Raw genomic sequence first — 20977 nt, 5'->3', positions numbered from 1 at the left:
GATATCCCCGCCTTTATTTCGTAAGACAGGACACACTCATGGCATATACCACCTTTTCACAGACGAAAAACGACCAGCTCAAAGAGCCAATGTTCTTCGGCCAGCCGGTCAACGTGGCACGCTACGATCAGCAAAAATATGACATCTTCGAAAAGCTGATTGAAAAGCAACTCTCCTTCTTCTGGCGTCCGGAAGAAGTTGACGTTTCCCGCGACCGTATTGATTACCAGTCGCTGCCGGATCACGAAAAGCATATTTTCATCAGCAATCTGAAGTACCAGACGCTGCTGGACTCCATTCAGGGCCGTAGCCCGAACGTGGCGCTGTTGCCGCTGATCTCGATTCCTGAGCTGGAAACCTGGGTGGAAACCTGGGCGTTCTCTGAGACGATCCACTCCCGCTCTTACACCCACATCATCCGCAACATCGTGAACGATCCGGCGGTGGTGTTTGACGATATCGTCACTAACGAGCAGATCCAGAAGCGCGCGGAAGGCATTGCGCACTACTACGACGAGCTGATCGAGATGACCAGCTACTGGCATCTGCTGGGCGAAGGCACCCACAGCGTGAACGGCAAAACCGTTACCGTGAACCTGCGCGCGCTGAAAAAGCAGCTGTACCTCTGCCTGATGAGCGTTAACGCCCTGGAAGCGATCCGCTTCTACGTGAGCTTCGCCTGCTCCTTCGCCTTTGCCGAGCGCAAGCTGATGGAAGGCAACGCCAAAATCATCCGTCTGATCGCTCGTGACGAAGCCCTGCACCTGACCGGCACCCAGCACATGCTGAACCTGCTGCGCAGCGGTACGGACGACCCGGAGATGGCGGAAATCGCTGAAGAGTGCAAGCAGGAGTGCTACGACCTGTTCGTGCTGGCCGCTCAGCAGGAGAAAGAGTGGGCTGATTACCTGTTCCGCGACGGCTCCATGATTGGCCTGAACAAAGATATTCTGTGCCAGTACGTGGAGTACATCACCAACATCCGCATGCAGGCGGTTGGTCTGGACCTGCCGTTCCAGACGCGCTCTAACCCGATTCCGTGGATCAACACCTGGCTGGTATCCGATAACGTGCAGGTTGCGCCGCAGGAAGTGGAAGTGAGCTCTTATCTGGTCGGTCAGATTGATTCTGAAGTCAACACCGACGACCTGAGCGACTTCCAGCTCTGATGACGCGCGTAACGCTGAGCCTTTCTGGCACCGAAGTGCTGTGCCAGGAAGAGCACCCTTCCCTGCTGGTGGCGCTTGAAGCGCATCAGGTGGAGGTAGAGTACCAGTGTCGTGAAGGCTATTGCGGCTCCTGCCGCTGCCGTCTGGTCGCAGGCCAGGTGGACTGGCTAACCGAACCGCTGGCCTTTATCAGTGAAGGGGAAATTTTGCCCTGCTGCTGCCGGGCAAAAGGCGATATTGAGATCGAGATGTAAAAAAGGGCCTTACGGCCCTTTTTCTATTTTAAGAACGTCACCGCTTTATCCGGGAAATCCGTAAACAGCCCGTCCACGTCCGCCTGCTTATACAACACCTCGTAAAGCTGATTCACATCGGTGGCATATGGCGGCAGCTGGTCGGCACGCACCGTGTACGGATGCACCTGCATCTTGCTGGCGTGCGCCTCTTTCACCATCGCCGTCAGCTTCACGTGGCCAGGCGTTGAGCCTTCCGCCACCAGCATGTGATAATCCGGCCCGATGCCGTCAGCATACTGCGCAATCTGCTTCATCGCGCCCGGCTTGAACATCCAGTCGTAGCTGTAGTTCACCCACTTCCCGTCCGGCTGTTTCTCCTGGGTTTCGTTCCAGTCGGTGTAGGCAATCAGCTGCACCAGATTGAGATCCATCCCCATCTTCGGCTCCAGCTCGGTTTTGATGCGCTTCAGTTCGGCGGCGTCAAAACACTGCAGGTAAACTTTGTCCTTCTTGCTGGTGTAGCCGTACTGTTTCAGCACCTCCAGCGTCTTCGCGGCAATGTCCTTCCCTTCCTGATGGTGGAACCACGGCGCTTTGATTTCCGGGTAGATACCGATATTTTTACCGGTCGAGTGATTCAGCCCCTGAACAAACTCAATCTCTTCCTGGAAGGTATGGATCCGGAAGTCAGATTTGCCCATCGGGAAGCGTCCCGGGTAGACCTGCACCTTCTTGCCGTTTTCAATCTCAAAGCCTTCGGTAAACTTCAGAGAGCGAATTTCATCCAGGGTAAAGTCGATGGCGTAGTAACGACCGTCTTTGCGCGCGCGGTCCGGGAAACGCTCCGCCACGTCCGTGACGCGGTCAAGATAGTGGTCATGCAGGACGACCAGCTGGTCGTCCTTCGTCATCACCAGATCCTGCTCCAGGTAATCCGCGCCCTGGGCATAGGCCATCGCTTTCGCCGGCAGCGTATGCTCCGGCAGATAGCCGCTGGCACCGCGGTGGGCGATAACGATTTTATCCGCCGCCAGGGCAGAGCCTGTCATCAGGCCTGCCAGCAGCAGGCCGGTGGTTAATGGAGTTAATTTCATCGCAATGCTCCTTATTGACGACGCGCCAGCACTTCCGCGTGGTGACGTTTCTCGCCGATCATCACAACAACCAGCAGCAGAACCGCCAGCACGCTGCCGCCGATCATCACCATAAAGCCGCCGTCCCAGCCGAAGAAGTCAACGGTGTAGCCCACGATAGCGCTCGCCGCGACGGAACCGCCGAGGTAGCCAAACAGACCGGTAAAGCCTGCCGCCGTGCCCGCCGCTTTTTTCGGCGCCAGCTCAAGCGCGTGCAGACCGATCAGCATCACCGGGCCGTAAATCAGGAAGCCGATAACGATCATACAGGCCATGTCTACTGATGGGTTACCCGGCGGGTTAAGCCAGTAAACGACAGTCGCGATGGTCACCAGGGTCATAAAGAACACGCCCGTTGCGCCGCGGTTGCCTTTAAACACTTTGTCCGACATCCAGCCGCAAATCAGCGTGCCCGGGATCCCGGCGTATTCATACAGGAAGTACGCCCAGGAGGATTTATCCAGCGCGAAGTGCTTCACCTCTTTCAGGTAGGTCGGGGACCAGTCGAGAATGCCGTAGCGCAGCAGGTATACGAACACGTTCGCCACCGCGATGTACCACAGCAGCTTGTTCGGCAGCACGTACTTCATGAAGATCTGTTTCGCGGTCAGCTCTTCTTCGTGCTTCTCGCTGTAGTCATCCGGATAGTCGTTTTTGTACTCTTCGATTGGCGGCAGCCCGCAGGACTGCGGTGTGTCGCGCATCAGGGCGAAGGCAATAATCGCCACCAGAATAGCACCAAAGGCAGGCATGTAGAGCGCCGCGTGCCAGTCGTTGAACCAGGCCATCCCCAGCAGGAACAGCAGAGGTGGAAGCCCGCCCCCGACGTTATGCGCGCAGTTCCACACCGACACAATGCCGCCACGCTCCTTCTGCGACCACCAGTGCACCATGGTACGTCCGCACGGCGGCCACCCCATCCCCTGGAACCAGCCGCAGAGGAACAGCAGCACGAACATGATGGCAATGCTGGACGTCGCCCACGGCACAAAGCCCATGAACAGCATGACCGCTGCCGCGAGGATCAGACCGGCGGGCAGGAACACACGCGGATTCGAGCGGTCCGACACAGAACCCATGATGAATTTAGAAAAACCGTAGGCGATGGAGATCCCCGACAGCGCGAAGCCCAGGTCGCCGCGTGAGAAGCCCTGCTCCACCAGATACGGCATGGCGAGCGCAAAGTTTTTACGTACAAGATAGTACGCCGCATACCCGAAGAAGATCCCGAGGAAGATTTGCCAACGCAGACGGCGGTAGAGAGGATCGATCTCTGCCTCTGGCAGTCGCGCCCGATGCGGCGCAGGTTTGAAGATACTGAGCATAACAGCCTCCGTGGCCTTTCAAAAAATGACCAGGCATCTCGCGCCCGGTTACAGAGGCGGGGATGTTAAAAAAACATGCGGTTTGTTACTGTGAATCAACGCACAAATTGTTACAGAAATATGACAGAATGCGCAAAAAGGCGCATGAAATCACGTTTCAGTTTCGAATTTCGCGCGTTTATGTTCGAAATCAAACAAACCACACGATCTATGTGGCTAAATGCTAAAAAACGAACATAGAGGAAAGGCAATGACAATTCACGATCCACGCTACAGCGATGTGATTATCATTGGCGGTGGCGCAACCGGCGCCGGCATCGCACGCGACTGCGCCCTTCGCGGCTTAAGCGTCACGCTTCTGGAGCGCCACGATATCGCCACCGGCGCGACGGGGCGTAACCACGGCCTGCTGCACAGCGGCGCGCGGTATGCGGTCACCGACGGTGAATCCGCGCGCGAATGTATCGCTGAAAACCAGATCCTCAAGCGTATCGCCCGACACTGCATAGAGCCAACCGACGGCCTCTTTATTACCCTTCCCGAAGATGACCTCGCCTTTCAGTCAACCTTTATAACCGCCTGTACTGCAGCGGGCATTCAGGCTGAGGCTATGGATCCGGCGCTGGCCCGGCGGCTGGAGCCGTCGGTGAACCCGACGCTGATCGGCGCGGTGAAGGTGCCTGACGGCACCGTCGATCCGTTCCGCCTGACCGCCGCCAACATGCTGGACGCCCGCGAGCATGGCGCGCGCATTCTGACCGGACATGAAGTGACCGGGCTTATCCGCGAGGGTCATCGCATCTGCGGCGTGCGGGTGTTTGATACGCAGTACAACGAGCACAGCGAGCTGCACGCCGCCGTGGTGGTCAACGCGGCGGGGATCTGGGGCCAGCGCATCGCGGAATACGCCGATTTATCCATCCGCATGTTCCCGGCCAAAGGTTCGCTGCTGATCCTTGACCACCGCATCAATAACCACGTCATCAACCGCTGCCGCAAACCGTCTGACGCCGACATTCTGGTGCCGGGCGACACCATTTCGCTCATCGGTACGACGTCAACGCACGTTGACTACAGCGACATTGACGTCAACCGGGTCACCGCCGAAGAAGTGGATATTCTGCTGCGCGAAGGGGAAAAGCTGGCGCCGGTGATGGCGCAGACGCGTATTCTGCGCGCCTACGCGGGCGTGCGTCCCCTTGTCGCCAGCGATAACGATCCTAGCGGACGTAACGTCAGCCGGGGCATCGTGCTGCTCGATCACGCCGAGCGCGACGGCATGGACGGGTTTATCACCATTACCGGCGGCAAGCTGATGACCTACCGGCTGATGGCCGAGTGGGCGACCGATGCCGTCTGCCGCAAGCTCGGAAATACCGAACCGTGCGTTACCGCAGAACAGCCGCTGCCGGGATCGCGCCAGTCTACCGAAAAAACGCTGCAAAAAATCATCTCCCTGCCCGCGCCGCTGCGCGGTTCGGCCATCTACCGCCACGGCGACAGAACGCCGCAGTGGCTCGGTGAAGGACGACTGAGCCGCAGCCTGGTGTGCGAGTGCGAAGCCGTTACCGCAGGCGAAGTGCAGTACGCGGTAGAGAACCTGACGGTCAACAGCCTGTTGGATCTCCGCCGCCGCACCCGCGTCGGAATGGGGACCTGTCAGGGCGAACTGTGCGCCTGTCGTGCCGCCGGGCTGCTACAGCGTTTTCATACCACCACCGCCACCCAGTCGCTCGATCAGCTCAGCGCGTTTCTGAACGAGCGCTGGAAAGGCATTCAGCCTGTCGCCTGGGGCGATGCCCTGCGCGAAAGCGAATTTACCCGCTGGGTCTATCAGGGGCTTTGCGGCCTGGAGAAGGAGCAACACGATGAAATTTGATACCGTAATCGTCGGCGGCGGGCTGGCAGGCTTGCTCTGCGGCATCAAACTCACGAAGCAGGGGCTTCGCTGCGCCATTATCACCCGCGGCCAGAGCGCCCTGCACTTCTCGTCGGGATCGCTGGATCTGGTGGACGAAGCGTACCGCGACAGGCTGCCGCCGGAGCACCCCTATCACCTGGTTGGCGCGCAGCATATTGACCGCTTTGCGCTGGAAGCCGAAGCGCTGCTGGCGGGCTGCGGCGCGCGTCTGAAGGGAAGCGCCAGGCAAAATCACCAGCGCATCACGCCGCTCGGCACCCTGCGCTCCGCGTGGCTCAGCCCGGAGGAAGTCCCCGTGGCCCCCGTCAGCGCGGGACGAGTGCGGGTGGTGGGTATTAGCGGCTTTCTGGATTTTCAACCCCATCTCGCGGCGGCCTCGCTCTGTCGCCAGGGCATCAACGCCGACACGGCAGAAATAGAGCTGCCCGAGCTGGATGTCCTGCGCGATAACCCGAGCGAGTTTCGCGCGGTGAATATCGCCCGTTTTCTGGATAACGAGGACAAATGGCCGCTGCTGTATGACGCGCTCAGGCCGCTCGGTGAAACCTGCGAAGCCCTGTTAATGCCCGCCTGCTTTGGTTTAAACGACAACCGGCTCTGGCGCTGGCTCTCGGATCGTCTGCCCTGCACGCTCGGTTTACTGCCGACGCTTCCCCCTTCCGTACCCGGCATTCGTCTGCACACCCAGCTTCAGCGCCAGTTTGTTGCGCAGGGCGGCGTATGGATGGCGGGTGACGAGGTGAAAAAAATCACCCTGACCGACGGCGCGGTGAGCGAAATCTGGACGCGCAACCACGAGGATATTCCGCTTCGCGCCCGCTATACGGTGCTGGCGAGCGGGAGCTTCTTCAGCAACGGGCTGCTGAGCAGCCGGGAGGGCATCCGGGAAGCGATTATGGGGCTGGATGTGCGGCAAACCGCTTCCCGCGCGGACTGGTATCAGTGTGATTTCTTCACGCCGCAGCCCTGGCAGCAGTTTGGCGTAATTGTCGATAACCGGCTACATCCGCAGCTTTCCGGTATGCCCGTCGGTAATCTTTTTGCCATCGGCTCGCTGCTGGGCGGATACGATCCGATCCCCCAGGGATGCGGCGGCGGGGTTTGCGCCGTCACGGCGCTGTATGTAGCCGAGCAGATTATCCAGCGCGTGGAGGCTGAACAATGAACGACACCCGTTTCGAAAGCTGCATTAAATGCACGGTCTGTACCACCGTCTGCCCGGTCAGCGGCGTAAACCCGCGCTACCCTGGGCCAAAGCAGGCCGGGCCGGACGGCGAGCGCCTGCGCCTGAAGGACGGCAGGCTGTACGACGAGGCGCTGAAATACTGCATCAACTGCAAGCGCTGCGAGGTCGCCTGCCCGTCGGACGTAAAAATCGGCGACATCATCCAGCGCGCCCGGGCGCGCTACAGCACGCAAAAGCCGACACTGCGCGATGCGATCCTGAGCCATACCGATCTGATGGGCAGCGTCTCCACGCCGTTTGCCCCGCTGGTGAATGCCGCAACCTCACTCAAGCCGGTGCGTCAGCTGCTGGATGCCACGCTTAAAATAGACCATCACCGCAGCCTGCCAAAATATTCTCACGGCACCTTCCGTCGCTGGTATAAAACCGTCGCGGAGCAGCAGGCGCAGTACGACGATCGGGTAGCCTTTTTCCACGGCTGCTATGTGAACTACAACCACCCGCAGCTGGGAAAAGACCTGCTGAAGGTGCTGAACGCCATGGGAACCGGCGTACAGCTGCTTAGCAAAGAGAAGTGCTGCGGCGTGCCGCTGATTGCCAACGGGTTTACCGATAAAGCGCGCAGGCAGGCCAAAAGCAACGTCACCTCCCTGCGCGAAGCGATTGTCGATAAAGGCATGCCGGTGCTGGCGACGTCGTCCACCTGCACCTTCACCCTGCGCGATGAGTATCCGCACCTGCTGGACGTGGATAACGCCGGACTGCGCGAGCACATCGAGCTGGCGACGCGCTTCCTCTGGCGCAAGCTGGACAGCGGAAAGACATTGCCGCTGGGAACATTGCGGCTGAAGGTGGTCTACCACACCCCGTGTCATATGGAGAAAATGGGCTGGTCGCTCTATACGCTGGAGCTGCTGCGGTTAATTCCGGGGCTGGAGCTGACGGTGCTGGATTCGCGCTGCTGCGGCATCGCAGGCACCTACGGCTTTAAGCGTGAAAACTACGAAACCTCGCAGGCAATTGGTGCCCCGCTGTTCCGCCAGATTGAAGAGAGCGGCGCGGATATCGTGGTGACGGACTGCGAAACCTGTAAATGGCAGATTGAGATGTCCACCAGCAAGCGCTGCGAACATCCGATTACCCTGCTGGCGAAAGCGCTGGGCTGAACGTTGCCGGGGCGAAAGGCCCCGGCACAGGCATTACTCAACGAACAGCGACTCGACAACGTTAATCCAGCCGTGCTCGCTGGCGACCTCTTTGCCGTTGAGCCAGCGGCGCAGCATATTCAGCGCCATCATGGCGCACACCTCCTGACGCACTGCCAGGCTGTGGCGGGTGATGCTCATTTTTACCCGCAGCGCCCAGGTGCCTTCCGGCGTCGCCAGCGCGAAGTTGAGGTAATCCTCATCCAGCCCGCCGACAAACAGCGCCAGACCGGCAAAATGCTTCACCCTTCTTTCGGAAGCCCAGCGGGCGGTTTGCGCCAGGGTCTCCTGCTGAAACGGCACCACTTCGCTGGCGAGCAGCGGCGCGTTGACGCGCGACAATTGCAGCGCCAGCAGGCCACCGGTGAACTGCTCGCTTAAGGTCACGCTGAGCTGGCGAGTCTGCAGATGTTTTGCAATCTGCTCAGGCAACCCTTCCGTCCCTTCAAAAATCAGGCTTTCGCCCGCCACGCGCTGCACCTCAGGCCACAGGGCCAGCATCGCCTCTTTCTGCGTGGCCGGTCCTGTTAATTTGAGTTCAATGATCGGCATAGAGGAGCGATAGCCCATGGAGACGCCCGGCGGCAGCGGAAGGTGGTCAAGGCTCTGGGCCAGATCGCTTTCCGAGCGGCCAAAGGTGGTCAGGCGCAGGCACAGCGGAGGTTCAGGCAGGGTAAAACGCTGGCGAAGGCGCGGCAGGATTTGCTGCTCGACCATTACCTTAAATTCGGAGGGCACGCCCGGCGTGAAGAACATTAGGCAGCGGTTCAGCTGCATGGCAAACCCGCATGCGGTACCGACCGGGTTATCAACCAGCTCGGCGCTGGCGGGAATTTCAGCCTGTTTACGGTTGCTGGGGGCCATGACGCGGCCACGTTCGGTGAAAAAGCGCTCCATCTGCGAAAGCCACGCCTCGTGCAGCATCAGCCCTTCGCCTTTTGCGGTCGCGGCGGCCAGCGCGCTGAGATCGTCACCGGTGGGGCCGAGCCCGCCGTTCACAATCAGCACGTCGCACTGTTCACTGCGCTCGCGCAGAACAGCGACCAGTGACTCCAGATTGTCGCCCACGGTATTGCGGCGCGTTAACGGTAATCCTTGCTCAAAGAAAAGATCGGCAAGCCAGGCAGCATTGGTATCAATAATCTGTCCGTGCAGCACTTCGTCGCCGGTGGATAACATCTCCACGTTAATCATTGTGTTCTCCCGCTTATTTGGTCAAAACACTATAGCGCAAACGCGGGGTGGAGATGAGAGAAACTGGCGCGACGGAACGCCGCGCCGGGACGATTAGAAGCCTGCGCTCACGCCCACGTACGGGCCGTCAGCCAGCGCGTTATCGCGGTTGCCGTCTTTACCGGCCAGGTTCAGATAACGGTAGCCCGCTTCGATGGTAATCGGACGCATGATGGTCCAGCGCGCGCCGGCGTTGGCTTCTTCATAGCTGTCGATGCCGCTGGAGAGGGAATCCGGAGAGTAGTAGTACTCGCCAAACAGGCCGAAGCTGTCGCCAATTTTCCACTGCAGGCCGCCGCCCACAGCCGCCGCATACCCTTCATCACCGTCATTTGGGTTGGTGTAGATACCTTTACCGCCAACGGTGGCCAGGAATGGGCCAAGAGGAATATTCAGACCGAGGCCGAGGCTTGCCGCGTCGCCGTCGTCATCGTTGTGCGTCCAGCCGCCGGTCATTGCCAGACCGGAGGTGTCAGTACCCATGCCAAAACCGAGGTGAGTATAGTCCTGACCCGCCGAACCATTAATGCTAATGGCGTTAGCCGCCGCAGATACAACCATCAGGCCGAGGCCCAGTAATGCCACTTTTTTCATTGTCGCGATCCTGCATAATTATAGAGAAGTCCCCAAAACCGCGAGATTTTAACCTGAGTCTGCGGGGGATCAAGCACTCTGCGTGCGGCGGACAGGAAGATTGTAACGATTTGAAACCCCGGCTTTTTTACGTAAGCAGCAGAAAGCGCATTTTGACGCAAAGGCCACCCAGCGTTTCGCTGCGAGTCAGCTGCAAATGGCTGCGGTGCAGCCGGGCGATATCCCCCGCCAGCGCCAGCCCAATCCCGGAACCGGCGGCGTTCCCGACGTTGTCCAGACGGTGGAAAGGCTGCATCGCCTGGTAGATCTGATCCTCTTCAATGCCGGGGCCGCTGTCCTCAACGCTCAGCTCAACGGCGCCGCCATCCACGCGCAGGAATACGGTCACGGTCCCGCCTGCAGGCGTATATTTAATCGCGTTCTCCAGCAGGTTGGCGCACAGCTCGCCCAGCAGAACGTCATCGCCTTCGATCGTGACCGGCTGCTGTACACCGTCATATCCTAAATCAATCGCCTTGCTCCGCGCCTGCGCCAGCCGGGAAAAGCAGCAGTTCTGCACCACCTGAACCAGATCCACAGGCGTAAAATGACGATCCCCCTGCTCTTTTCCCTTCACCGCTGAAAGCTGCAGCAGCCGCTCGGTGAGCACGATAGTGTCGTCCAGGGTGACATTCATTGCCCGCAGGCTCTCCTGCCACAGGGCGGGATCCTGACGCGCGAGGGCGACGGAGACCTGGGTTTTAAGCACCGCCAGCGGCGTTTTGAGCTGGTGCGACGCATCCGCGTTAAAGCGTTCCTGACGCGAAAGCACGCCGCGCAGCCGGTCGATATAGCGGTTAAAGGCGACTATCAGCAGCCGGGTCTCGGACCAGGGCAGCAGCTCCGGCAGCGGTGCGAGCAGGCCCGGCTCGCGCCGCACCATCAGTGACGAAAGCTGGCGCATTGGGCGCAGCACGCGGCGCAGCAGCCATGCGGTCAGCACCAGCGTCAGCAGCACCAGCAGCCCCTGTGAAACCCAGGATGAAAAGAGCAGCTGGCTGGCGAGATAGCGGCGGGACTGGAGCGTCTCGGCGACGTAAATCTCCGCCATGCCAAAAACATTATCTTCATTTACGGGCTGCAGCAGGCGCGCCACCCGAATCGCCTGGCCGCGATATTCGGTGTGGTAAAACCAGGCCAGCGCCGGATAGAGCGTGGTGCGCGACGTCGCAGGCGGCATCTTCGGCAGATCGTCATAGCCGGAGATCACCCGGCCTTCGGGGTCGACCACCTTATAGTAGAGCCGGTCGTTCATGTTGAGCTCAAAGCTGTCGAGCACCACCCAGGGCACGTCCACCGCCAGCCTGCTGTTGCGCACCTCCAGCCGCTCGGAGATGGTGCGGGCAGAGGATAACAGCGTGCGATCGTAGGCCTGCGTGGCCGCCTGCAGTGCGCTAACGTAGCTGTTAAAGGCCGACAATCCCCACAGCAGCAGCAGCGGCAGACCCAGGAAAAGCAACAGCTGCAGATAGAGCGACTGCGGCTTAACCCACCTCATCGCCGCACTCCAGCACGTACCCAAGCCCCCGAAGGGTGGTGATCCGCACGCCGCTGCCGGTCAGCTTCTTACGCAGCCGGTGAATATAGAGATCGATGCTTTCAGGGCTGACGTCGTCGTTCAGGCTGAACACCTGATCGAAAAGCTGCTGTCGTGAAACCGGACGGGTCCGGCGGTGCATCAGCACTTTCAGCAGGGAGAGCTCCCGCGGCGTCAGGGAAAGCGGTTCATCGCGCAGCAGGAAAAAGCCCTCGTCGTCATACTCCAGCTCCCCAAGGCGCTGGCGCTCCTGCGTTCGACCCTCGCTTCGGCGCAACAGGGCGCGCAGACGCGCGTCAAGCTCCTCCAGCTCAAACGGTTTTGGCAGATAGTCATCTGCCCCGGCGTTCAGTCCCTTCACCCGATCCGCCACGTTGCTGCGGGCGGTAAGAAACAGCACCGGCAGCGTTTGCCCCCGTTTTCTGAGGCGGTGGACCACTTCCAGGCCGTCAAAACCGGGCATGCCGATGTCCAGAATAGCGACCGCGTAGTTTTCACCCTGCAGCAGATGGTCGGCGGCACGTCCGTCGGAGACGCAGTCCACGGCAAAGCCTTCCTGCACCAGCGCTTTCTCCAGCCAGTGAGCCAGCTCACGATTATCTTCTGCTAGTAAGAGACGCATGTCACATCCTGTAAAGTTGGTGTCCCGTTGAAAGGTAAATGAAAGGTTATTGTTTTAACAATCACGCAACGGAACCGCTACAAGGTGGTTCACATAATCAGAAAAAAAGCCCCGTACCCCCGGCGTGAGGATAAACGATGAAAAAACAATTACTTTCTACCCTTGCTGCAAGCGTATTGCTGTTGAGTACCTCTGTCGTTCAGGCCCAGGACGCTCCGTCCCGTACCGAATGTATCGCCCCGGCCAAACCGGGCGGCGGTTTCGATCTCACCTGCAAGCTTATTCAGGTCAGCCTGCTGGAGACGAAGGCCATTGAGAAACCGATGCGCGTCACCTACATGCCAGGCGGCGTGGGCGCGGTGGCCTATAACGCGATTGTCGCGCAACGTCCGGCGGAAGCGGGAACGGTGGTGGCCTTCTCCGGCGGCTCGCTGCTGAACCTGTCGCAGGGCAAGTTTGGCCGCTACGGTGTGGACGACGTGCGCTGGCTGGCGACCGTCGGCACCGACTACGGAATGATTGCCGTGCGTGCCGATTCCCCGTGGAAATCCCTGAAAGATCTGCTGACCGCTATGGAAAAAGATCCGAACAGCGTGGTGATTGGCGCAGGGGCGTCTATCGGCAGCCAGGACTGGATGAAAGCGGCCCTTCTCGCCCAGCAGGCGAAGGTTGACCCGCACAAGATGCGCTACGTGGCCTTTGAGGGCGGCGGCGAACCGGTCACGGCGCTGATGGGCAACCACGTTCAGGCCGTTTCCGGCGATCTCAGCGAGATGGTGCCGTACCTGAGCGGGGATAAAATCCGCGTGCTGGCGGTCTTCTCGGAAAACCGTCTGCCGGGCCAGCTGGCGAACGTCCCGACCGCCAAAGAACAGGGTTATAACCTGGTCTGGCCGATCATCCGCGGCTTCTTCGTCGGGCCAAAAGTGACCGACGCCGAGTACCAGTGGTGGGTCGACGCGTTCAACAAGCTCCAGCAGACCGAAGAGTTTAAGAAACAGCGCGATCTGCGCGGACTGTTTGAGTTCAACCTGACCGGTAAGCCACTGGATGAGTACGTCAAAAAACAGGTGAATGACTACCGCGAACAGGCGAAAGCCTTTGGCCTGGCGAAATAACCGGAGGCGCTATGAGCGATCGTATTTTTGCCGGGATATGGCTGCTGCTCTGCGTTGGCGGGATGTTTGTCGCCTGGCAGATCCACAGCGAATACAGCTATGAACCCGTGGGACCCCGCCCCTTCCCGATGGGCATCGTCGGCCTGATGCTGCTCTGCTCGGTGGCGCTGCTGCTTCGCCACCCGGATACCGTCGACTGGCCGCCGCGTCGCATTCTGCAGCGTCTGCTGGTGATGGTGATTGTCCTGCTGATGTATGCCTGGGGCTTTGAGTGGCTCGGCTTCCCGGTGGCGACCGCCATTCTGACGATGGTCATCGGCATGCTGTTTAACGCCACCCTCCCCGCGGCGGGGATCTCAGGCGTGGTGATGGGGATTTTACTGTGGTACGCCTTTGACCGCCTGCTGGACGTGACGTTACCGCTCGGCGCCTGGCTTAATTAACGGAGCACGCTATGGATACCTGGATTTACCTCTCGCAGGGGTTCGCCGTGGCGATGACCCCGGAAAACCTGGTGATCGCCCTGATCGGCTGTTTCGTGGGCACGATTGTCGGCCTGCTGCCGGGCCTTGGGCCGATCAACGGCGTGGCGATTTTACTCCCGCTGGCGTTTGCCCTGCATCTGCCTGCGGAATCGGCGCTGATCCTGCTGGCAACGGTCTACATCGGCTGTGAATATGGCGGACGCATTTCGTCGATCCTGCTTAACGTGCCGGGGGATGCGGCGGCGATCATGACCGCGCTGGACGGCTACCCAATGGCGCGGCAGGGACGCGGCGGCGTGGCGCTCTCCATCTCTGCGGTCAGTTCATTCTTTGGCTCACTGATTGCCATTGGCGGCATCATTCTGTTCGCTCCTGCGCTGGCCCAGTGGTCGCTGGCGTTTGGTCCGGCAGAATATTTTGCCCTGATGGTGTTCGCCATTGCCTGCCTCGGCAGCATGATGGCGCAAAATCCGCTGAAGTCGTTTTTATCCGCGCTGATTGGATTAGGGTTAGCCACCGTCGGCGTGGATGCCAACACCGGGGTCTATCGCTTTACCTTCGACAGCGTTCACCTGTCCGATGGCGTGCAGTTCATTGTCGTCGTGATCGGCCTGTTCTCTGTCTCTGAGATCTTACTGATGCTGGAGCATACCAGCAGCGGGCAGACGCTGGTGCGCAAAACCGGCCGGATGCTCTTTAGCGCTAAAGAGGGCGCGCAGTGCATCGGCGCCACGCTGCGCTCGTCGGTGATTGGCTTCTTCGTCGGCATCCTGCCGGGCGCCGGGGCCACTATCGCCAGCGCCATCACCTACATGACCGAGAAGAAGCTCAGCGGCAATAGCGACAGCTTTGGAAAAGGCGATATTCGCGGCGTCGCCGCGCCTGAGGCGGCCAATAACGCCTCGGCCTGCGGCTCGTTTATCCCGATGCTGACCCTGGGCGTGCCGGGATCCGGCACCACGGCGGTGATGATGGGCGCGCTGACGCTCTATAACATTACGCCCGGCCCGGCGATGTTTACCGAGCAGCCTGATATTGTCTGGGGGCTGATTGCCGCGCTGCTGATCGCCAACGTCATGCTACTGGTGATGAATATCCCGCTGATTGGGCTGTTCACCCGCATGCTGACGATTCCGCTGTGGTTCCTGGTGCCCGCCATTGCCGCCGTCTCTGCGGTGGGGGTTTACGCGGTGCACAGCACCACGTTTGACCTAGTGCTGATGGTGGTCCTCGGCGTGTTCGGCTACATCTTGCGAAAAATGCACTTCCCAATGTCTCCGCTGATTTTGGGCTTTGTGCTGGGTGAGATGCTGGAGCAGAACCTGCGCCGCGCCCTGTCCATCAGCAACGGTAATGTGTCGATACTGTGGGACAGCAGCGTCGCGAAGGTTCTGTTAGCGCTCGCGGTCATGGTGATTGTGGTGCCGCCGGTGTTGCGCCTGCTGCGTCGTCGCCAGCGCAAACCGGAGCCGGATATCGGCTAACTATACGGACAGCTGGGCATTGACCCACTGCTTTAACGCCTGGCGGGAGATCTTAATCCCGCCATTTTTTAGCTCAGCCGGCAGCACCAGCCAGTGAACGGGCTGCTCAAAGCGCGCCAGCCTGCCCTGTACCCAGGTCGGGAAACGGGTGATATCCGTTCCCGGCTCGCACTCCACCACCGCCACCGGACGCTGTCCAAACTCGGCGTCATCCAGCGGGACGATAAACACCTGGTTAATCTGCGGATGCGCGGCGATAACGAGCTCCAGCGATTCCGGCTGGATCCCCTCTCCACCGCTGAAAAAGAGATTGTCCATGCGGCCTAAAATCGTCAGACGGTCGCCATGCCATTCCCCGCGATCGCGAGTGGCAAACCAGCCCTGCGCGTTGGTCAGCGGTATCAGCGCGCCGTCCCGCCAGTAGCCGGAAGCCATGTTCTGCGCTTTGATCCAGACTTCACCGTTAACGACCTGCACCTCTCTGCCCGGCAGTGCACGGCCCACGTCCGGATCGCCGTCAGCCTCTTTTGCGCAGACGGTAGAGGCAAACTCGGTGAGGCCGTAGCCGCAGTACGTCCGAACGCCCAGTTCCCGGGCCTTTTGCGTCAGCGTCACGGGAATGGCCGCCCCGCCGAGCAGCACCGCTTTCAGTGCGATGTGGCTTTCGCTATTCAGGAGACGCCAGAGCTGGGTCGGCACCAGCGAGGCGTGGGTGCAGCCGCGTAGCGCCTGCTCCAGCGGCTGCTTCTCGCGCACGGTTAAGCGCGCACCGGCCTGCAGCCAGCGCCATAAAATCCCCTGGCCGGAAACGTGAAACAGCGGCAGCGAAAGCAGCCAGTCGTCATTATCCCCGTAGGGCATCAGCGACAGCACGCCGCGGGCGCTGGCAAGATGGGCGGCGCAGGTATGCACCGCCGCCTTCGGCAGCCCGGTGGAGCCGGAGGTGAGCGTCATGGTGGCCAGCCGCGCCGGCTGCCACGCAGCGCAGTACGCATCCGCTGGCTCGCACATGCTCAGGCCGTGAAGGCCGTCGTAGCTGCCGTCCAGCACCAGCGCAAAGCGCAGCGTCATCTGCGGGATCAGCACGTCGAGCAGCGGGCGCGGCAGCTGCGGATTAACGGGAAGAATACGTGCCCCGCACTGAAGCAGCGCCAGCCATGCCAGCAGCGTTTGCGGGTGGTTATAGGCCAGCAGCAGTACGCCGTCGCCCTCCGCCACGCCCTTCTGGTGAAACCCTGCCGCAAGGCGGTCGACGCGCACGCACAACTGCTGCCAGGTGAGCGCTTCATCATTCAGCCGCAGGGCCGGTTTATCGGCAAAAAGCGCGCGCCAGTGACGCCAGGGCCAGTCGGTAAAACTCATAGCAACGGCTCCAGCGCCTCTGCGTCGAGGCACGGCAGCGTGCTGGCAGGCCACTCGCGGAGAAGCTGAGCCTGCATCAGGTTCAGCGTGTCGAGGCCGGGAACCGTGTCCGGTGTTAACCAGGCGGCAATGCGCGCCAGCTGGGTCAGCCCCAGGCTGGACTCTATCGACGAGCTGATCACCGCCGTCAGCCCCAGCGCGTGCGCCGCCGAGACCTGCTCGCGCACCTTCGCCAGGCTGCCGGTTAGCGTCGGCTTAATCACCACCGCGCTGACGCCGGGCTCGGCGACAAATTCAAAATCGTCCTCGCGCAGGCTTTCATCCCAGGCGATGGCGATCCCCGTTTCGCGGGCAAAGGCGCGCGAATCATCACGGGTTTTGCACGGTTCTTCGAGGAAGGCAATGCGGCTGCGGTACGCCGGGTTGACGTACTTCGCGAACTGCAGCGCCTTAAGCGGCGTCCACGCGCGGTTGGCATCCAGACGCAGGTGCAGATCGGGGATTGCTTCCAGCAGCAGGTTGGCGACCATGCCGTCACGCACCGCTTCGTAGAGACCGACTTTGATTTTCGCCACTTTCTCGCCCGGCATGGCGGCGAGCAGCGCGAACAGCTCGTCCGGGTCGCCCGTGCAGAGCGGTGCCGCGCGATAGTTAGCCTCTTCCGGCAGGCTACCGTCCAGCTCCGCCAGCGCGCAGCTGATGCCAAAGGCGGCGGAACGCGCGTCCGGTAATGCCGGGTTTGCGCCCTCACGCCACGCCTTTACCCACGTCAGCAATGCAGACTGCGCCTCATCCAGCGACTCCAGGCTAAAGCCCGGCAGAGGCGAAATCTCGCCCCAGCCTTCCCGCTCGCCCTGCTGCAAATGCACGAAGAAGCCGTCACGGGTTTTTAAACGCCGTTCACGCAGCACCACGCCCGCGTCCATCGGTATCTGCCAGCGGTAAACCTGCGCGCGACGCATTACGGGTTCCGTTTGTATTTGCTGAAGTCCGGCTGGCGTTTTTCGTTAAACGCGTTGCGTCCTTCCTGACCCTCTTCGGTCATGTAGAACAGCATGGTGGCGTTACCCGCCAACTCCTGCAGACCCGCCTGACCGTCACAGTCGGCATTAAGTGCCGCTTTCAGGCAACGCAGCGCCATCGGGCTGTTTTGCAGCATCTCGCGGCACCAGCGCACGGTCTCTTTTTCGAGATCGGCAAGCGGCACCACGGTATTCACCAGGCCCATATCCAGCGCTTCCTGTGCGTTGTACTGGCGGCACAGGAACCAGATTTCGCGGGCTTTTTTCTGCCCGACGATGCGCGCCATGTAAGAGGCACCCCAGCCGCCATCGAAGGAGCCCACTTTCGGGCCGGTCTGGCCGAAGATGGCGTTTTCAGCAGCGATGGTCAGGTCGCACATCATGTGCAGCACGTGGCCGCCGCCGATGGAGTAGCCCGCCACCATCGCCACCACCGGTTTCGGGCAGGTGCGGATCTGGCGCTGGAAATCGAGGACGTTCAGGTGGTGCGTGCCCGCATCATCCTGGTATCCGCCGTAGTCGCCGCGCACCTTCTGATCGCCACCGGAGCAGAAGGCCTTCTCGCCTTCACCGGTCAGCACGATCACGCCGATACTGTCGTCATAGCGCGCATCCGCCAGGGCCTGAATCATCTCTTTGACGGTCAGCGGACGGAAGGCGTTACGCACCTGCGGACGGTTGATGGTGATCTTGGCAATGCCGTCGGCGGATTTGTGGTAACGAATGTCGGTGTAGCCTTCGGAGCAGTCCTGCCATTCAACCGGCGCATAAAGCATATGTTCATCAGGATAGATCATAGAGTGTCCTTTATTCGAAGACGCAGTATCTGAGCCAGACTCGCGGCAACCGCGTCGGGGTTTTCCCGGTGGGCGTTGTGTCCGGCGTTTGGAATCGCATGGCGAACGGCGTCCAGTTCAGCGGCCAGGGCCGCGAACTTCTGGTCACGTTCACCGTAGATATAGTCAAAAGGGAAATTGCATACGCTAATCGCGGCACGCAAATCGGGCTGCACGGCCAGCGACGTTGCTTCGAGCATCTTCGCCAGCGTCGCGCCGTTGTTCTGGCTGCGCAGGGCAATAAGCGCCTTGCGCTGGTGGTCAGTGAGGGAAGCAAATACCGGCTGTTGATACCAGTCGGTAAAGACCTTTTCCAGCGGTTCGGTGCGAAAACGCGTCGCCCAGCGGCGGTCGGATGTCCACCGCGCGTGACGCTCATCCTCAACCGGAAGGCCCGGATGTCCACCTTCAACGATCACCCCCAGCAGCCCCTTTGGCTGCTGGCAGGCATGAAACATCGCAATGCGGCCGCCGAGGGAGTACCCCACCAGCCAGTAGTTCAGTATGTTGTAACTAAGCAGAGTTCGGGTAAGTAACGTGCTCATTTCGTCGAACCCCGTCACGGCAATATCCCCGGACGCACCGTGGCCCGGCAGGTCAAGATAGAGCCGGGAATACTCGCCGAGTTGCTTCCCGACAGCCTGCCACTCGCGGCAGTCGCCGGAAAAACCGTGCAAAAAGACCAGCCAGGGATAGCCTGGTTTTCCGGCCTGCTGCACGCCCGAGAGGATCACAGCTGGCTCACCTGCGCCAGCAGGCTTTGCAGGGTCTGCGCGCCGTCGGCCTCGTTCACCACCAGCTCAATCAGCGTCGCGCCCGGCTGCTTCCAGGCGGTGCTTAACGCCGCTTCCAGCTGTTCCCAGCTTTCCGGGCGATGGTATTTCAGGCTGAACATCGCCGCGGCGTGTTCAAACTGCACGTTCTGCGGCATCAGGTAGAAGCGCTCGCGCTCGCTCTGGGGCGTTGGTAACAGGGAGAAAATCTGCCCACCGTTGTTGTTGACCACAATCAGCACAAACGGCGCGGACGCCTGACGCAGTAGCACCAGCGCGTTGAGATCGTAGAGCGCGGAGAGATCGCCCACGATCGCCAGCGTCGATTTCGCGCTGGCGCGCTGCACCCCCGCCGCCGTCGAGATCAGCCCGTCGATGCCGCTGGCACCGCGGTTGCTGTACACCGGGTAGCCCACCGGCAGCTTCGAAAAGGCATCGATCAGCCGCACGACCAGGCTATTGCCGACAAACAGCTGCCCCTGTTCTGGCAGGTATTGGCGAATACGGTGCGCCAGCCCGGCCTCGCTGAATGTCTCACAGCGCGCTTTGGTGATTTCCCACGCCTGACGCGACAGCTCAGGGATCGCCATCGCCCATGGCTGACGTTTTTCCGCCGGGTGCAGTTCCAGCCAGCTATCAATTTTGCTCACCAGACGACGGCCGCGATGGTGCGCCGGGTCGAGCCGCCCTTCCAGCGCGTCCACCACCCAGTACTCTTCCGGCGTGCAGGTCGCCTGCCACTGCAGCAGACGTTTTCCGGTCAGGCTTGCGCCGATCTGGACCACAATCTGCGCCTGCGAAAGCTCAGTAACCGCTTTCGCGTTACCCAGCCAGAGATCGGCGCACGGCAGCGGCTGGCCGGTCTGGGAAAGCACGTCGCCAATCAGCGGCCAGCCGAGGGTTTGCGCCCATTCGGCGACCAGCCTGCCTTCGGCGGCGCTCATGCGCCCGGCGATGACCACGCCTCGCTTCTGCCGCCAGAAGAACCAGTCGCGCTGTTTCACGCTCTCAAGATGCGTCTGCTCGCGCAGCCACGGCTTTTCGCTCTGCCACCATTCGCCGAGCGACCGCTGCCAGTCAAGGCCGGTATCGTCCAGCTCGCCGTACAGCGGCTCGGCAAACGGGCAGTTGATATGCAGCGCCCCGCTGCGCAATGTCGCCATGGCGTGATCGACGGTGGAGACCAGCCAGCTTGCAGGAATATCCTGGGTGGGACGCGGTAACGAAACCGTCTGCGAAGGGTGCGTAGAAAAAAGTCCGGGCTGGCGAATGGCCTGATTGGCGCCGCAGTCGATTAGCTCAGGCGGACGGTCGGCCGTCAGCAGGATCAGTTTTTCACCGGTTAACCCGGCTTCAATCAGGGCCGGATAGAGGTTCGCCACGGCGGTACCGGAAGTGACAATCACCGCCACGGGTTCTTTGCTGACCTTCGCCAGCCCGAGCGCGAGATGTCCCAAACCTCGCTCGTCAAAGTGGGTGTGGTGAACAAACGCCCGGTTTTCAGCCGCCGCCAGCGTCAGCGGCGTTGAGCGAGAACCCGGTGCAATACACACGTGCCTGACGCCATGGCGCGTCAGGGCTTCAAGGATCACCGCCGCCCAGCGTCGGTTAAAAGAACTTACTGACATGAGATTGTCCGGTATCAAGAATGCGACACAGTATAAATAATAGAAAAAATTGGAATTTTGATATGAATC

19 protein-coding genes are annotated in these 20977 nt (G+C 60.6%); 8 read left to right on the top strand and 11 right to left on the bottom strand.

The window, feature by feature from the left end; genetic code table 11:
* Positions 1-38: 38 nt before the first annotated feature.
* The gene (gene nrdB, locus INF77_RS09905; RefSeq protein WP_041908962.1) at positions 39-1169 is read left to right on the top strand and encodes a class Ia ribonucleoside-diphosphate reductase subunit beta; all 1131 of its coding nucleotides are present in this window, start codon (positions 39-41) and stop codon (positions 1167-1169) included.
* Entirely contained in the window at positions 1169-1423 is a 255-nt protein-coding gene (gene yfaE / locus INF77_RS09900) for a class I ribonucleotide reductase maintenance protein YfaE (RefSeq protein ID WP_010433414.1), read from the top strand. Before nrdB ends, yfaE begins: the two co-directional genes overlap by 1 nt.
* A gap of 23 nt (positions 1424-1446) precedes the next feature.
* On the opposite strand, the gene glpQ is transcribed toward yfaE, so the two are convergent.
* Both glpQ and glpT read right to left on the bottom strand, forming a co-directional pair.
* On the bottom strand, positions 1447-2499 hold the full coding sequence (glpQ, locus tag INF77_RS09895; RefSeq protein ID WP_041908960.1) for a glycerophosphodiester phosphodiesterase: 1053 nt from the start codon (positions 2497-2499) through the stop codon (positions 1447-1449).
* A gap of 11 nt (positions 2500-2510) precedes the next feature.
* The gene (glpT, locus tag INF77_RS09890; protein WP_028013908.1) at positions 2511-3863 is read right to left on the bottom strand and encodes a glycerol-3-phosphate transporter; all 1353 of its coding nucleotides are present in this window, start codon (positions 3861-3863) and stop codon (positions 2511-2513) included.
* A 250-nt stretch (positions 3864-4113) separates the two neighbouring features.
* Here glpT and glpA point away from each other — a divergent pair, with 250 nt between their 5' ends.
* Genes glpA through glpC form a run of 3 tightly spaced genes read left to right on the top strand, consistent with a single transcriptional unit; the run spans position 4114 to position 8136 of the window.
* Positions 4114-5742, top strand: coding sequence for an anaerobic glycerol-3-phosphate dehydrogenase subunit A (glpA, locus tag INF77_RS09885; RefSeq protein ID WP_028013909.1), 1629 nt, complete (start codon positions 4114-4116; stop codon positions 5740-5742).
* Complete coding sequence (gene glpB, locus INF77_RS09880) at positions 5732-6949, top strand: glycerol-3-phosphate dehydrogenase subunit GlpB (protein ID WP_088204778.1); 1218 nt, start codon at positions 5732-5734, stop codon at positions 6947-6949. Before glpA ends, glpB begins: the two co-directional genes overlap by 11 nt.
* Complete coding sequence (gene glpC, locus INF77_RS09875; RefSeq protein ID WP_193532335.1) at positions 6946-8136, top strand: anaerobic glycerol-3-phosphate dehydrogenase subunit GlpC; 1191 nt, start codon at positions 6946-6948, stop codon at positions 8134-8136. Before glpB ends, glpC begins: the two co-directional genes overlap by 4 nt.
* Before the next feature lie 33 nt (positions 8137-8169).
* On the opposite strand, the gene INF77_RS09870 is transcribed toward glpC, so the two are convergent.
* The 4 genes from INF77_RS09870 to tctD all read right to left on the bottom strand — a co-directional run bounded on the left by INF77_RS09870 (position 8170) and on the right by tctD (position 12200).
* Positions 8170-9369 (bottom strand): nicotinamide mononucleotide deamidase-related protein YfaY, encoded by a 1200-nt coding sequence (locus INF77_RS09870; RefSeq protein ID WP_063943421.1) that lies wholly within the window; start codon positions 9367-9369, stop codon positions 8170-8172.
* 93 nt (positions 9370-9462) lie between these two features.
* Entirely contained in the window at positions 9463-10002 is a 540-nt protein-coding gene (locus tag INF77_RS09865) for a YfaZ family outer membrane protein (protein WP_028013913.1), read from the bottom strand.
* A gap of 127 nt (positions 10003-10129) precedes the next feature.
* Positions 10130-11539 (bottom strand): sensor histidine kinase, encoded by a 1410-nt coding sequence (locus INF77_RS09860; protein WP_193532334.1) that lies wholly within the window; start codon positions 11537-11539, stop codon positions 10130-10132.
* Positions 11526-12200 carry a transcriptional regulator TctD gene (tctD, locus tag INF77_RS09855; RefSeq protein ID WP_028013915.1) on the bottom strand — a complete coding sequence of 225 codons (675 nt, stop codon included), beginning with the start codon at positions 12198-12200 and terminating at the stop codon, positions 11526-11528. The genes INF77_RS09860 and tctD overlap by 14 nt, the downstream gene beginning before the upstream one ends.
* A gap of 137 nt (positions 12201-12337) precedes the next feature.
* Here tctD and INF77_RS09850 point away from each other — a divergent pair, with 137 nt between their 5' ends.
* Genes INF77_RS09850 through INF77_RS09840 form a run of 3 tightly spaced genes read left to right on the top strand, consistent with a single transcriptional unit; the run spans position 12338 to position 15287 of the window.
* Entirely contained in the window at positions 12338-13318 is a 981-nt protein-coding gene (locus INF77_RS09850) for a tripartite tricarboxylate transporter substrate binding protein (protein ID WP_047363034.1), read from the top strand.
* 11 nt (positions 13319-13329) lie between these two features.
* Positions 13330-13761: a tripartite tricarboxylate transporter TctB family protein gene (locus tag INF77_RS09845; RefSeq protein ID WP_193532333.1), complete on the top strand. Its 432-nt coding sequence runs from the start codon at positions 13330-13332 to the stop codon at positions 13759-13761.
* Between the two features lie 11 nt (positions 13762-13772).
* The gene (locus INF77_RS09840; protein WP_041908947.1) at positions 13773-15287 is read left to right on the top strand and encodes a tripartite tricarboxylate transporter permease; all 1515 of its coding nucleotides are present in this window, start codon (positions 13773-13775) and stop codon (positions 15285-15287) included.
* Here INF77_RS09840 and menE read toward each other — a convergent pair whose 3' ends face one another.
* From menE to menD, 5 genes are read right to left on the bottom strand one after another with little or no spacing between them, the layout of a single operon-like run.
* Positions 15288-16649 (bottom strand): o-succinylbenzoate--CoA ligase, encoded by a 1362-nt coding sequence (gene menE, locus INF77_RS09835; protein WP_193532332.1) that lies wholly within the window; start codon positions 16647-16649, stop codon positions 15288-15290.
* A complete protein-coding gene (gene menC / locus INF77_RS09830; RefSeq protein ID WP_193532331.1) occupies positions 16646-17611 on the bottom strand; it encodes an o-succinylbenzoate synthase in 966 nt (321 codons plus the stop codon). The genes menE and menC overlap by 4 nt, the downstream gene beginning before the upstream one ends.
* The gene (gene menB / locus INF77_RS09825) at positions 17611-18468 is read right to left on the bottom strand and encodes a 1,4-dihydroxy-2-naphthoyl-CoA synthase (protein WP_028013920.1); all 858 of its coding nucleotides are present in this window, start codon (positions 18466-18468) and stop codon (positions 17611-17613) included. The genes menC and menB overlap by 1 nt, the downstream gene beginning before the upstream one ends.
* Entirely contained in the window at positions 18465-19241 is a 777-nt protein-coding gene (gene menH, locus INF77_RS09820; protein WP_193532330.1) for a 2-succinyl-6-hydroxy-2,4-cyclohexadiene-1-carboxylate synthase, read from the bottom strand. Before menH ends, menB begins: the two co-directional genes overlap by 4 nt.
* Positions 19238-20908 carry a 2-succinyl-5-enolpyruvyl-6-hydroxy-3-cyclohexene-1-carboxylic-acid synthase gene (menD, locus tag INF77_RS09815; protein ID WP_193532329.1) on the bottom strand — a complete coding sequence of 557 codons (1671 nt, stop codon included), beginning with the start codon at positions 20906-20908 and terminating at the stop codon, positions 19238-19240. Before menD ends, menH begins: the two co-directional genes overlap by 4 nt.
* Positions 20909-20977: the final 69 nt, after the last annotated feature.

Source organism: Enterobacter cloacae complex sp. P1B (assembly GCF_014982345.1).
GTDB classification, from domain to species: Bacteria; Pseudomonadota; Gammaproteobacteria; order Enterobacterales; family Enterobacteriaceae; genus Enterobacter; species Enterobacter bugandensis.
This window is presented reverse-complemented; position numbering and strand designations above follow the sequence as displayed.